Source organism: Thioclava sediminum, assembly GCF_002020355.1.
In the GTDB taxonomy this organism is placed as follows: domain Bacteria; phylum Pseudomonadota; class Alphaproteobacteria; order Rhodobacterales; family Rhodobacteraceae; genus Thioclava; species Thioclava sediminum.
Window position 1 is genome coordinate 71,769 of record NZ_MPZV01000003.1, and the last position, 12,715, is coordinate 84,483.

At 65.5% G+C, this 12,715-nt stretch carries 10 protein-coding genes; 8 read left to right on the top strand and 2 right to left on the bottom strand.

The window, feature by feature from the left end; genetic code table 11:
- Nucleotides 1-47: 47 nt before the first annotated feature.
- Nucleotides 48-1,166: an outer membrane protein transport protein gene (locus BMI91_RS12700; protein WP_078523201.1), complete on the bottom strand. Its 1,119-nt coding sequence runs from the start codon at nt 1,164-1,166 to the stop codon at nt 48-50.
- Nucleotides 1,167-1,644: 478 nt separating this feature from the next.
- Between BMI91_RS12700 and BMI91_RS12705 the strand changes: the two genes are divergently transcribed.
- Nucleotides 1,645-2,538 (top strand): GNAT family N-acetyltransferase, encoded by an 894-nt coding sequence (locus tag BMI91_RS12705; protein WP_158522153.1) that lies wholly within the window; start codon nt 1,645-1,647, stop codon nt 2,536-2,538.
- Between the two features lie 39 nt (nt 2,539-2,577).
- Here BMI91_RS12705 and speB read toward each other — a convergent pair whose 3' ends face one another.
- Nucleotides 2,578-3,567 (bottom strand): agmatinase, encoded by a 990-nt coding sequence (gene speB / locus BMI91_RS12710; RefSeq protein WP_078605195.1) that lies wholly within the window; start codon nt 3,565-3,567, stop codon nt 2,578-2,580.
- Between the two features lie 107 nt (nt 3,568-3,674).
- Here speB and BMI91_RS12715 point away from each other — a divergent pair, with 107 nt between their 5' ends.
- From BMI91_RS12715 to BMI91_RS12745, 7 genes are all read left to right on the top strand, one after another.
- Nucleotides 3,675-4,637: a TDT family transporter gene (locus BMI91_RS12715; protein WP_078605197.1), complete on the top strand. Its 963-nt coding sequence runs from the start codon at nt 3,675-3,677 to the stop codon at nt 4,635-4,637.
- 301 nt (nt 4,638-4,938) lie between these two features.
- Complete coding sequence (guaB, locus tag BMI91_RS12720) at nt 4,939-6,387, top strand: IMP dehydrogenase (protein ID WP_078605199.1); 1,449 nt, start codon at nt 4,939-4,941, stop codon at nt 6,385-6,387.
- Nucleotides 6,388-6,557: 170 nt separating this feature from the next.
- Nucleotides 6,558-7,043: a TrgA family protein gene (locus BMI91_RS12725; RefSeq protein ID WP_078605200.1), complete on the top strand. Its 486-nt coding sequence runs from the start codon at nt 6,558-6,560 to the stop codon at nt 7,041-7,043.
- Between the two features lie 90 nt (nt 7,044-7,133).
- Nucleotides 7,134-8,267, top strand: coding sequence for an NUDIX domain-containing protein (locus BMI91_RS12730; RefSeq protein ID WP_158522154.1), 1,134 nt, complete (start codon nt 7,134-7,136; stop codon nt 8,265-8,267).
- An 86-nt stretch (nt 8,268-8,353) separates the two neighbouring features.
- Nucleotides 8,354-9,385, top strand: a complete 1,032-nt coding sequence (locus tag BMI91_RS12735) for a cysteine synthase A (RefSeq protein ID WP_078601507.1) — start codon at nt 8,354-8,356, stop codon at nt 9,383-9,385.
- On the top strand, nt 9,382-11,931 hold the full coding sequence (locus BMI91_RS12740) for a DUF3772 domain-containing protein (RefSeq protein WP_093477123.1): 2,550 nt from the start codon (nt 9,382-9,384) through the stop codon (nt 11,929-11,931). The genes BMI91_RS12735 and BMI91_RS12740 overlap by 4 nt, the downstream gene beginning before the upstream one ends.
- Nucleotides 11,915-12,661: an alanyl-tRNA editing protein gene (locus BMI91_RS12745; RefSeq protein ID WP_078605204.1), complete on the top strand. Its 747-nt coding sequence runs from the start codon at nt 11,915-11,917 to the stop codon at nt 12,659-12,661. The genes BMI91_RS12740 and BMI91_RS12745 overlap by 17 nt, the downstream gene beginning before the upstream one ends.
- Nucleotides 12,662-12,715: the final 54 nt, after the last annotated feature.

The following is a 12,715-nucleotide window of genomic DNA, read 5'->3' on the forward strand; positions in this document are numbered from 1 at the left end:
AGCCCCGCACGAGGCGGGGCTATTCCTAATTTTTCAGTGACTTGCGATCAGAAGTTGATCCCGACGCGCAGGCCCGCGCCCCAACCGTCATTGCCGGTGAAGTCGCCGTTGATGCCATTGGTGGTCGCGTCGCCGATATCGACGTAGCGAACGCCGCCGGTCACCTTGATGTTCTGGGTCGCCTGGTAGCTTGCAGCCAGCGAGACCGACTTGAAGCCATCGGTCGGGCCGAGGTTCCCGGTCGGTTTGCCGGTGTGCTTCTCGTAGCCGAACATGATCGCACCCGACCACTGGTCGTTGAAGCGACGGCCAACGCCGAGGTTATAGGTGATCGTGTTGTCCGTGTATTCGACGAGCGCACCTTGACCATAGACGCCGCCATTCAGAGGGCTCTGCGTGTATGCGTTGGGCGAGATATCGAACTGGGTCCAGTGCACCCAGCGAACCGAGCCCATCAGCAGAGTATCCTTCATGATCCCGGTCTGGAATTCGAGGTTGACCGATTCCGGTACGGTGGTTTCGAAGTTCGAATTGAAGGTACCGGCGACGGTTTCTTCGGTTGCGCTGAAATCATGCGTGATCTTGGAGTTGTAGGTCAGAGCCACGCGTGCCGCGATTTCCGGCTTTTCCCAAGCCACCCCGACGACATAACCGAAATCGGTCTCGTCCGAAGTCTTCATCTTGTAGTTCAGGAACGGAAGCGAAACCTTGCCCGACGCGCTCTCGCTACGAACACCGCCGTAGAACGATACGTTGTTCGGCATCTTGTAGCGCAGCAGTGCCGTAATAGCCGCGGACTTGATCGATGCCTGAGAACCACCGAGCGGATAGCCTGCCGGCGGAGCGGGCTGAGCGGGATAGTTCACTTTTGCACCGATCGGCTGATCGAAGATAACCGCGAGGTCCCATTGATCGCTCAGATGCTGCTTGTAACCAAGGCTCACCGTGCCATAGCCGGGCGCCATGTCGCCCGAAGAGGGGTTGCCAAAGGGTCCGTAGCTTACCGAACCCGACACGTCCGGATTGAACGCGCCGAAGCTCACTTCGCCGTAATTGCCCTGTTCGAACAGGATGCCGACCGATTGCGTCGAGCGCTCCACCCCGCCCGCATGGGCCGCGCCTGCGCCAATCGCGAGTGCGGCCATCGAAGTCATCACACGTTTCATAATGTTCCTCTTCCCTAACGTGTCCCGAAGGAGATCCTAACGTCTCGAAGGAATTCCTTTCGGTGACGCTATCAGCCGGAAGGTGTAAATCAATCTGCGCTTCACGATGACGTCACGTTCTGTTGCCGGCATGCACGGAAAAATGTGTCTTTGCGGCCACTCGAAGGTGACGTTCGCGTCAAGTTCTGAACTGAAGCGTTTAGAAGCCGTTGGAAAACTTGAGAATCGCAAGAAGGCCGAGCCAGAGAGCCGCGCCGAAAAGCGCGACCAGAAGCGCACTCCAAAGCGTGGCGCGCGGAGCTGGCAGATGTGGCGGCCCGTCGGTCTTGCGCGCCTGCAACGACGTTCCGGCAGGCGGGGGCTGTCTGCGCTTTGCGCGCGGGGGATTTTCAGGAGCGCGGGCCATTTCGCCTCAGGGTTGTCATGTTTAGCGCCGTCATTAACCCCAGCTTAGGTAAAGCAAGCCTTAATGGCGGCGATGAAACCTGTCCGTCTCACGCAATTTTCAGGCCCCGATGCGGGCTGGGATCGGGCGTTGCGCGCGCTTGCGCCGGGGCACGCGCCGGCCTTTCAGCAAGCGGCGCTCTATGGGACGCTTGCTGCCACGCGGGGGCGGCGCGTCCTGCGGCTCGAGATCACGCATGAGGGCAGGCGGATCGCATTGGCCCAGATGATCGGGCGCGGCGGGCTGTGGCTTTTGTCGCGCGGACCGGTCTTCGCCCCTGGCCTTGATCGCGACAGTCAGATCGCGGTGCTGCGCCGGATCGCGCGCCGATGGGGGATCGTCCTCGCGACGCCGGACGCGCCGCTGGCTGGGGGCGGGCTGGTGCCGCTGATCACGCCTCGCCACCACGCGCTTTGGTCCTTGCAGCCCGAAACGGAGGCGCTGCGCGCCGGGCTGGCCGGTAAATGGCGCAATCGCTTGGCGGCGGCGGAGCGCGCGGGGCTGCAGGTGAGGATTGAGCCCGAAATCGACTGGCTGCTCGCTGCCGATGCCGCGCAGCAACGGGCGCGTGGCTACCGCGCCTTGCCGCCCGGCTTCACGCGCGCTTGGGCGGATCACGGTCCGTCTGATCTCCTCGCGATGCGCATCGAGGATGCCAAGGGACAGCGCCTCGCGGGCGGCATCTTTCTGTTCCATGGCGCGGGGGCGAGCTATCATATCGGCTGGACCGGGCCGGAGGGGCGCGCATCCGGCGCGCATAACCTGATGCTCTGGCACGCGGCGCTGCGGCTGAAGGCGCGGGGCATCCGCCAGCTCGATCTGGGCGCGGTGGATAGCGAGGACGGGGCAGGGCGGATGCGCTTCAAACTGGGCACCGGCGCGCAGCCTCACAGCCTCGGGGCGACCCTGTGGGTGCTGCCGGGTTAACCCTTCCCCTTGAGGAAAATATCCCCGCCGGAGGCTCCCTCAACCTGCTGCAGGCGCACCGCCGGACTGTCGTGCATGAAAGATGAAGCCGAGGAAATTCAGCAGCACTTGGGCTGCGAGGATCGGGGTCGAGCCGGTGGGGTCGTAATCGGGGGCGACCTCGACCAGATCGATGCCCACGACCTCGTGCCGCTTCGCCACGCCCTGCAGGACCTCCAGCACCTCGTAATAGAGAAACCCGCCATGGCTCGGCGTGCCGGTGCCGGGCGCGATCGAGGGGTCGAACCCGTCGATATCGATCGTGACATAGATCCGCGCGCCGTCGGGGATGCGGGCCAGCGCGCCCTCGGCCCCCAGCTTGCGCACCTGCCGCACACTCAGGAAATCGTCGCCCATCGCGCGGGCGGCGTCATAGCCCTCCTTCGAGGTCGAGGAGACGTTGCGAATGCCGAGTGCGGTGATCCCCGAGACGTACCCCTTCTCGGCGGCGCGGCGCATCGGGTTGCCGTGGCCTTCGGTCACGCCGTGACGCTCGTCCACGAAATCGAGATGAGCGTCGATCTGCAGGATATGGATCGGGCCCTTCTCGGCGCAATCGCCCTCGAAGGCGCGGATGCAGGGGATATTGATCGAGTGGTCGCCGCCGATCACCACCGGCAGCGCGCCCGCCTTCAGCATCGCCCGCACGCCGGTCTCGATATTGGCATGGCTCTTCACCGTGTCGGTATGGACGATATCCGCATCGCCGATATCGACGATCGTGACCTCCGGCCCGAGATAGGTCGCGTCATCCTCGTGATCGTAAGCCCCGGCATGGCCGAAGGAGAATAGGGTCGAGGCCTCGCGCACCGCCCGCGGCCCGAACCGCGCGCCGGGGCGGAATTGCGTGCCGAAATCGAACGGCGCGCCCATCACCGCCACATCCGCCTCGATCGCGTCCCAATCGGCCACGTAAGCGCGCTTGCCGAAAGTGGAAATCCCCACGAAGGGCAGGTTCAGCCGCCCCGATTCATATCCATGTCCCGCCATCTTGCCTCCTGACACCCTGTCGCACCTCGGACAGCTTTTCGCCGCGCGCGAAATATTGCAAGCTTCTGCGCGACCGAAACGATTTTCCGATTGCCCGAGGAGAGCGCATGTCCTTCGCCCCGCCCAAGATGACGCCCAAGGGCCTGTTTCGCCGCACCCCGCCCGCGATGTTCCCGCCCGTGCTGGGGCTGATGGGCCTCGGGATCGCGTGGCGGCGCGGCGTCGGGCAATTCGCGCTGCCGCCCGATCTGGCGGAGCTGTTTCTGGGCGCGGTGACCCTGCTCGCGCTGTTCACGCTGATAGCCTATGGCGCGAAGGTCGTGCGGCGTCCGGGCGTGGTGTTCGAGGATCTGCGCGTGCTGCCGGGCCGTGCGGGGCTCGCCGCGGGAACGCTGACGATCTATCTGATCGCGGCTTCGCTTGCGCCCTATGGCGGGCTCGCCACCGTCATCTTCTGGCTGGGCGTCGCGGTGCATCTGGGGCTGATCTCAGCGGTGATCTATACGCTCGTAACCGGCCCGGCCGAGCAGCGCCGCGTCAATCCCACATGGCAGCTGACCTTCTCGGGCTGGATCGTGGGCGCAGTGGCGGGCGTCATCCTTGGGCTCGATACGGTGGCGCTGGTGATGTTCTGGGTCGCGATGCTGTCGGCGGTCGTGATCTGGATGATCTCGTTGCAGCAATTCTCCCGCGAGCGCGTGCCTGCACCGCTGCGCCCGCTCTTGGCCATTCACCTCGCGCCTGCGGCGCTGATCGGCACCGTGGCGAGCGCGTTCGGCGCGATGGGGATCGCGCAGGCGATGGCGATCCTCGCGGCGGCCTTTCTTCTGGCGCTGGTCGTGTCGATACGCTGGCTGCTCGCAGGGGGCTTCTCGCCGCTCTGGGGCGCGTTCACTTTCCCAGCGGCTGCGACGGCAGGGTGCTGGCTCGCGCTTGGCGGGGTCTGGGCGTTGCCCGGCGCGCTGATGCTGACGGCAGCGACGCTGATCGTGGTGCCGATTGCGCTGAAAGTGCTGCAGCTTTGGGCGAAGGGTCAGCTCGCGATGAAGACCAACGCCGCGATTGCCTGAGCGCGGAGGGCGGCGCCCGAGCCTCGGGTGGGCGCTTTGCTCCGCACGTGGCTGGGCGGTTTATCCTGCAAGCCCGTAAGTCGGTCGTTCCCGCGATGATAGCGCCAATGCGCCCTCCCGTGGGGAGGGTCGGGCGCGGCCCGGGGCTGGTCGCCCCGCGCCACCGTAGGAGGCTGACACGATGGCGCCATACCCCTCGTTCGCGCACACCCCCTGCGCAGCGCGTCCGCGAGGGGTTGCCTTCGCGTCCATTGCGTGAAACAGCAAACTGCCAAACGCATCTGGACACTGGAGACCCCCCATGCAGATTCGCGAGGCGCTCACCTTCGACGACGTTCTTCTTCTTCCCGCAGCCTCTTCGGTGCTTCCGGCTACCGCAGATGTCTCGACCCAGGTGACGAAGAAAATCCGGCTCAACATCCCGCTTCTGTCCTCCGCGATGGACACCGTCACCGAGGCGCGCATGGCGATCGCAATGGCGCAGGCGGGCGGCGTGGGCGTGATCCACAAGAACCTCACCGTCGAGCAGCAGGCCGATGAGGTCCGCCGCGTGAAGCGCTTCGAGAGCGGCATCGTCTACAATCCGATCACGCTGCGCGCCGATCAGACGCTCGCCGATGCGAAGGCGCTGACCGAACGCTACGGCTTCTCCGGCTTCCCGGTCGTCGATGAAAACCGCCGCGTTGTGGGGATCGTGACCAACCGCGACATGCGGTTCGCCCAGAAGGACGAAACCCCGGTCTCGGTGATGATGACCACCGACCGTCTCGCGATCCTGCAAGAGCCCGCCGACCGCGCCCAAGCCATCGCGATGATGCGCGAGCGCCGGATCGAGAAGCTGCTGGTGACCGATGACGAAGGCAAGTTGACGGGCCTCTTGACCCTGCGCGACACCGAGCAGGCCGTGCTCAACCCGACCGCCTGCAAGGACGATCTGGGCCGCCTGCGCGTGGCCGCTGCGACCTCCGTGGGCGATGCTGGCTTCGAGCGCTCCGAGGCGCTGATCGACGCGGGTTGCGATATCGTGGTGGTCGACACGGCGCATGGTCACAGCCAGGGTGTGATCGACGCGGTGAAACGCATCAAGCAACTGTCGAGCGACGTGCAGGTGATCGCGGGCAACGTAGCCACGGCAGACGCCACCAAGGCGCTGATCGACGTGGGTGCCGACGCGGTGAAATGCGGCATCGGCCCGGGCTCGATCTGCACGACGCGGATGGTCGCGGGCGTGGGCGTGCCGCAGCTGACCGCGATCATGGATTGCGTAAGCGCGGCGGGCGACGTGCCGATCATCGCCGATGGCGGCATCAAGTTCTCGGGCGATTTCGCGAAAGCTATCGCGGCGGGCGCAAGCTGCGCCATGGTCGGCTCGATGATCGCGGGCACCGATGAAAGCCCCGGCGAAGTGATCCTCTATCAGGGCCGTTCGTTCAAATCCTATCGCGGCATGGGCTCGCTCGGCGCCATGGCGCGCGGCTCGGCCGATCGCTACTTCCAGAAGGATGCGGCGAACGACAAGCTCGTCCCCGAAGGCATCGAGGGGCAGGTGCCCTACAAGGGCCCCGCAGGCGCGGTGATCCACCAGCTCGTGGGCGGTCTGCGCGCGGCGATGGGCTATACCGGCTCCGCCACGGTCGCCGAGATGCGCACGAACTGCAATTTCGTCCGCATCACCGGCGCGGGCCTCAAGGAAAGCCATGTCCACGACGTCGCGATCACCCGCGAGAGCCCGAACTACCGGATCGGCTAAAGCGCGCAGCGCCGCATTCCGATAGACGCGAAAGGCCCGGCCAGCGATGCCCCGGGCCTTTTCCATAGCAAATTACGCAGCGTAAACTTTTCATAGTTTCGCCGTAATCGCCCGTTAACCAGAGGGGATCACCCTCAAACCGTTCCTTGGTTTCGAGATGGAGGCCCGACATGATGCACCGAATTGCCGTGCGCAACTCTCAGGCGCAAATCCCTACGATCGCGAAACTTTTCGCGGCGCTGGCGCTTGGGGCGACCGGGTTCTTCGCCGCGCAGCAGATTATGCCCGCGATTCCCGCCGGCACCGACGGGGCGAAGGAATTGTGGCTGATCATGGGCTCGTTCGGGCTGCTGTTCGGCTGGCGCGTGGTCGGGGTTTCCGCTGGGCGCCGCTGGGTCGATGCGATCAATGACGGGCTGCGCGGCGGGCTTTACGTCCTGCTGTGGACCTTCGCCTTCCTCGGTGTGATGCAGATGCTGAAACTGGCGCTGCGCATGCGCTATGACGATGTGCTCTCCGCCGTGACCGACGTCATCGGGCAGGGCGCCTCGATCGGGTTGGCCTCGCTTGGGGTGGCGCCGGTCATTACGCTGGGCTTGGGCGCGATGGGGGCAGGGCTCCTGTCGGAACTCGCGCATCGCCGCTACGGGCGCTGAGCACGAAACCTACCACCACACCCTCCGCTTGACATCGCGCGCCTGCCTTGCAGGTTGTGGCGCATGATGTGCCAAGCTGCGGGGACGGTCATGCAACCACATTTCTTCTACGGCACGCTGTGTCATCCGCCACTGCTGGAGGCGGTCATCGGTCGTGTGCCGCAGCTCGTTCCGGCGCGGCTGGAGGGCTTCGCCCCGCATGAGGCCTGTCGCGAGGGGCAGGGCTTGGGCTTTCCGATCCTGATCGCGACACCGGACGCTGTGACGCGCGGCGTCGTGGCCGACTTGACCAAGGCCGAGGCCGAGCGCATCGCGTGGTATGAGGATGGCTACGATGCCGAGCTCCGCGAACTCGAGACCGGATCGGGGCCGCGCGAGGCGAAGCTGTGGCTGCCGAAAGCGGGGCGCTGGGACGTGGGCGACGCGTGGACACTCGGAGACTGGGCTCCGAAATGGGCCGCGCTGAAGACCGAGGCCGCGCGGCTCTTCATCGCCGAGGCGCAGGCCGTGGGGCCTGACGCGGCCAATGCGCGCTATCACGCGATCCTCGTGCGCGCGGCCTCTACCTTGCGCGCCCGCGCGGCCCCGATGGCGCAGCATTTGCGCCGGGATCTGCATGAAGGCGACATCAAGATCGATGCGCAACAGACTGCTTATGCAAAGTTTTTCGCCGTCGAGGATTACAAGCTCGAACATCGGCTGTTCGCCGGCGGCATGAGCGCCAAGCTCGACCGGGCCGCCTTCGTCTCGGGCGATGCGAGCGTCGTTCTGCCTTATGATCCGGTGCGCGACCGGGTGATGCTGATCGAACAGATCCGCACCGGGCCGCTGGCGCGGGGCGAGCCGAACCCGTGGATGATCGAGGCGATCGCGGGCCGGGTCGATCCCGGCGAGACCCCCGAAGAGGCGGCGCTGCGCGAGGCGGGCGAGGAGGCCGGGATCACGATTGCGCGCCTGATCGAGGCCCCGCGCTACTACCCGTCGCCCGGCGCGAAAAGCGAATTCGTCTATTCCTATATCGGGATTGCCGATCTGCCCGACGAGGCCGCACAGCTTGGCGGCAAGGCCGATGAGCACGAAGATATCCGCGCGCATCTGGTGCCGTTCGAGCGTCTGATGACGCTGGTTGCGACCGGCGAGGCGGGCAACGCGCCGCTGGTCGTGCTCGCGCTCTGGCTCGCCGGGCAGCGCGCCGCACTGCAGCGGATGGCTGGCGTCGCGTAATCGCGGGGTTGAGGTGGCGCGCGCCGCGTCCTAAGTCTGATTTCAACGGCCCCGTTGGGGGTTACTCGATACGGGAGGAATGCGCGATGCGTATCTGCAGCGATCTGGCGTCGGCGGTGGGAAATACCCCGCTCATCAAGCTCAGGAAGGCATCGGAAGAGACCGGCTGCACGATCCTCGGCAAGGCGGAATTTCTCAATCCCGGCCAATCTGTGAAAGACCGCGCGGCGCTGTTCATCATCCGTGACGCGATCCAGCGCGGCGAGCTTGCGCCCGGCGGCACGATCGTCGAAGGCACCGCGGGCAATACCGGCATTGGTCTCGCGCTCGTGGGCGCCTCGATGGGTTTCCGCGCGGTGATCGTGATCCCCGAGACGCAGAGCCAGGAAAAGAAGGACATGCTGCGGCTGGCGGGGGCCGAACTGGTGCAGGTTCCGGCCGCGCCCTATCGCAATCCGAACAACTACGTGCGCTATTCCGAGCGGCTCGCCAAGGAGTTGGCCAAGACCGATCCGCATGGCGCGATCTGGGCCAACCAGTTCGACAATACCGCGAACCGGCAGGCCCATATCGAGACGACCGGCCCCGAAATCTGGGATCAAACCGGCGGCAAGGTCGACGGCTTCATCTGCGCTGTGGGCTCGGGCGGCACGCTCGCGGGCACCGGCATGGCGCTGCAGCCCAAGGGCGTGAAGATCGGCCTCGCCGATCCCGACGGCGCGGCGCTGCACAGCTATTACACGACCGGCGAGTTCAAATCCGAGGGCTCCTCGATCACCGAAGGCATCGGGCAGGGGCGGATCACCGCCAATCTCGAAGGCTTCACCCCAGATATGAGCTTCAACATCCCCGATAGCGAGGCGCTGCCGGTGGTCTTCGACCTGCTGCAGGAAGAAGGCCTCTGCTTGGGTGGCTCCTCGGGGATCAATATCGCGGGCGCGATGCACATGGCGCGCGAGATGGGGCCGGGCCACACGATCGTGACGGTGCTGTGCGATTACGGCAACCGCTACCAGTCGAAACTGTTCAATCCCGACTTCCTCAAGGGCAAGGGGCTGCCTGTGCCGGAATGGCTCGACCGGGCCCCGCGTGAGATGCCGGAGGTCTTTGAGGGATGATCCTGCGTTTGGCGCGTCTGCTCTTGCTGGCCGTCGCGCTGGCGCTCCCCGGGTTTGGTTTCGCGCAAAGCCCCGAAACGCCCGATTACAAGGCATGGGAAAAGACCGCGACCGAAGCCGAACAGATGGTGCAGGCCGACAAGGCTCAGCGTCCGGCCTTCGACAAGATCCGGCAGGACGTCGTCAACTGGCGCGAGAAATTCAAGGCGGCCGAGGATATCAACGCCAGCCAGATCTCGACCGTCAAGGCGCAGATCGAAGCGCTCGGGCCCCCGCCGAAGGAGGGCGAGAGCGAGGATCAGGCGATTGCCGACCGGCGCAAGAAGCTGAACGACGAGCTCGCTAAGCTACAGGCGCCGGCGCTGCGCGCGACCGAGGCCGCCAGCCGCGCGGATTCCATCGTCGCCAATATCGATCAGGTTCTGCGCGCGCGTCAGACAGACAAGCTGTTGCGGCTGACACCTTCGCCGCTCAATCCGATCAACTGGCCCGAGGGGGTGAAAGTCCTCACCGGGCTGACCTCCGAGCTTGCCTCCGAGATGGGGCAGCAACTCGATCAGCCGGACCCCTACGCCAATGCGCGCAACAACGCCCCTGCGATCGTGGGCCTTTTGTTGGTGGCGCTTATGCTGGTGCTGCGCGGGCGGACATGGATCGACAAGCTGGCCGATGTGCTGGAGGCGCGTCTGGCGCGCAACGCGCAGCGGGTGATCGATTTCATCGTCTCGCTGGGTCAGCTCCTGCTGCCGATCGCCGGGATCGCGCTGCTTGAGGCCGCGCTGGTGCAGACGGAGCTGTTCGGCGCGCGCTGGTTGGAGTTGTTGCTCGCGATCGGCGTGGTTCTGAGCGCGGCCTTCGTCGCCTTCTGGCTTTCGGGCCGTATCTTCCCGCGCAATGACCGGCAGGCCGCGCCCTTCACGCTGCAAAGCGAACGGCGCCGCGAAGGCCGGGTGCTGACGATCTCGCTGGCCGTGTTCGCCGCGATCCAGGGCCCGTTCGGTGACTGGCTTGTGGCCCGCGGGCAGGACGTATTCGAGGGTAGCGCGAAAACTGCCAAGGAGATCGACGCGGCGGGGCACACGCTCGACGCCGGTTTCGGCGTTCTGGTCTTCCCGCTGCAGGTCCTTGCAGCGATCGCACTGTTCCGCTTTGGTCAATTGCTGCGCCGTCACCTGCGCAACGAGACCAACGGGAGCGAGGAAGGCGCGTTTCGCGACCGTCTTGTCGGCGCGCTCGGCAATGCGCTGATTGGCGTCGCGGTGGTCGCGCCGGTTCTGGGCGGGATCGGCTATATCAACGCCGCCAATGCGCTGATCTTCCCGACCATACTGACGCTGGGGCTGATCGCGCTGGTTCTCGTGCTCAACCAGTTCTTCACCGATGTCTACGTTCTGGTCACCCGGCGCGAGGATGACGGCCGCGACTCCCTGATCCCGGCGCTGATCGGCTTCTTGCTGGGCCTGCTCGCCATGCCGCCGGCGGCGCTGATCTGGGGCGCGCGTCCGGCCGATCTGGCCGAGCTCTGGACCCGGTTCCAGAACGGCGTCTCGGTCAGCGGCGTCACGATCTCGCCCGGCATCTTCCTGACCTTCGCGATCGTCTTCGTGATCGGTCTGATGGTCACGCGGCTCCTGCAAGGCGCGTTGAAGACCTCGCTGCTGCCGAAGACCAAGATCGACAAGGGCGGGCAGAACGCCATCGTCTCGGGCCTTGGCTATCTCGGGATCTTCCTCGCCGCGATCATCGCGATCTCTTCGGCCGGGATCGACCTCAGCTCGCTCGCCATCGTCGCCGGTGCGCTCTCGGTCGGTGTTGGTTTCGGCCTGCAGACCATCGTGCAGAACTTCGTCTCGGGCATCATCCTGCTGATCGAGCGCCCGATTTCCGAAGGCGACTGGATCGAAGTCAATGGCCAGATGGGGATCGTCAAGGCGATCTCCGTGCGCTCCACCCGGATCGAGACCTTCGACCGCACCGAAGTCATCGTTCCCAATGCGGACCTGATTTCGGGGCAGGTGACGAACTGGACGCGCGGCAATGTCACGGGCCGCCTCATCGTGCCGGTGGGCGTCGCCTACGGCACCGACACCCGCAAGGTCGAGAAGATCCTGCACGAAGTCGCCGAGAACCAGTCGCTGGTGATGATGAACCCCGAGCCGGTGGTGATGTTCAAAGGTTTCGGCGCGGACAGCCTCGATTTCGAGGTGCGCGTGATCCTCTCGGACGTGAACTTCATCCTGCGCGTCCAGAGCGAGATGAACCACGAGATCAATCAACGCTTCGCCGAGGCCGGAATCGAAATTCCCTTCGCACAGCGCGACGTGTGGCTGCGCAACCCCGAGGTTCTGCGGCCCAAGGACGAGCAGACCGAAGAGGACGCGGATGCGGAGGAGACCTTCGAGGACTCGGGCGAAGACGACAGCGACACCAAGCGCCCCGTCACCCGCGCCGATTACGGCAAGCCTCAGCCCGGCGAAGGGCCCGAGGGGATGGAGGAGCAGCGCCACGACACTTCAGACGGAGAGGCCGATGCCGGAGACCGCTAAACAGCCGCAGCAGCAAAGCTACCGCATACACCCCTATGCCCGCGATCTCGAGGTCCGGGTGACGGGCCTGACCGATGAGGGCGGCATCTATTGCGCGGATTCGATCTTTTACCCGACCGGCGGCGGTCAGCCCGGCGACAGTGGTAAACTGGTCTGGGATGGCGGCGAGATCGAGATCGCGACCGCGGTGAAGGCCGAACCCGGCGCGCCCGGCGCGGTGATCCTGGTGCCCGCCGAGCCCCAGCCGCTGCCGCCTGTTGGCGCACAGGTCCAGCAACATCTAGACTGGGAACGGCGTCACCGTCACATGCGCGTCCACACCGCGCTGCACCTGCTGTCGGTCGCGATCCCGCTGCCGGTGACGGGTGGGCAGATCGGCTCTGAAAAGGGACGGCTTGATTTCGATATGCCGGAGCGGCCCGAGGATCTGGAGGCAATCGAGCGTCAGTTGAACGACTGGATCGCGCAGGACCTCAAGGTGGTCGAGCATTGGATTACCGATGCCGAGCTCGAGGCGCAGCCCGATCTGGTCAAGACGCTCTCGGTCGCGCCGCCCAAAGGTCAGGGCTGGGTCCGGCTGGTCGCGATCGGCGAAGAGGCGGACCGGATCGATCTGCAGCCTTGCGGTGGCACGCATGTCGCCTCGACCGGCGAGATCGGCGGTCTCAGGATCGGCAAGATCGAGAAGAAGGGTAAGATGAACCGCCGCGTGCATCTTCATCTGGCCTGAGATCTGCGGGCCGGGCAGGGGCGCTGCCCCTCTGCCTGCGGCATTCACCCCGGG

Coding starts and splice junctions, on each gene's coding strand:
- BMI91_RS12725 (WP_078605200.1), top strand. CDS start 6,558: ATGATGCACCGAATTGCCGTGCGCAACTCTCAGGCGCAAATCCCTACG.
- BMI91_RS12735 (WP_078601507.1), top strand. CDS start 8,354: ATGCGTATCTGCAGCGATCTGGCGTCGGCGGTGGGAAATACCCCGCTC.
- guaB (WP_078605199.1), top strand. CDS start 4,939: ATGCAGATTCGCGAGGCGCTCACCTTCGACGACGTTCTTCTTCTTCCC.
- BMI91_RS12745 (WP_078605204.1), top strand. CDS start 11,915: ATGCCGGAGACCGCTAAACAGCCGCAGCAGCAAAGCTACCGCATACAC.
- BMI91_RS12700 (WP_078523201.1), bottom strand. CDS start 1,166: ATGAAACGTGTGATGACTTCGATGGCCGCACTCGCGATTGGCGCAGGC.
- BMI91_RS12740 (WP_093477123.1), top strand. CDS start 9,382: ATGATCCTGCGTTTGGCGCGTCTGCTCTTGCTGGCCGTCGCGCTGGCG.
- BMI91_RS12715 (WP_078605197.1), top strand. CDS start 3,675: ATGTCCTTCGCCCCGCCCAAGATGACGCCCAAGGGCCTGTTTCGCCGC.
- speB (WP_078605195.1), bottom strand. CDS start 3,567: ATGGCGGGACATGGATATGAATCGGGGCGGCTGAACCTGCCCTTCGTG.
- BMI91_RS12730 (WP_158522154.1), top strand. CDS start 7,134: ATGCAACCACATTTCTTCTACGGCACGCTGTGTCATCCGCCACTGCTG.
- BMI91_RS12705 (WP_158522153.1), top strand. CDS start 1,645: ATGAAACCTGTCCGTCTCACGCAATTTTCAGGCCCCGATGCGGGCTGG.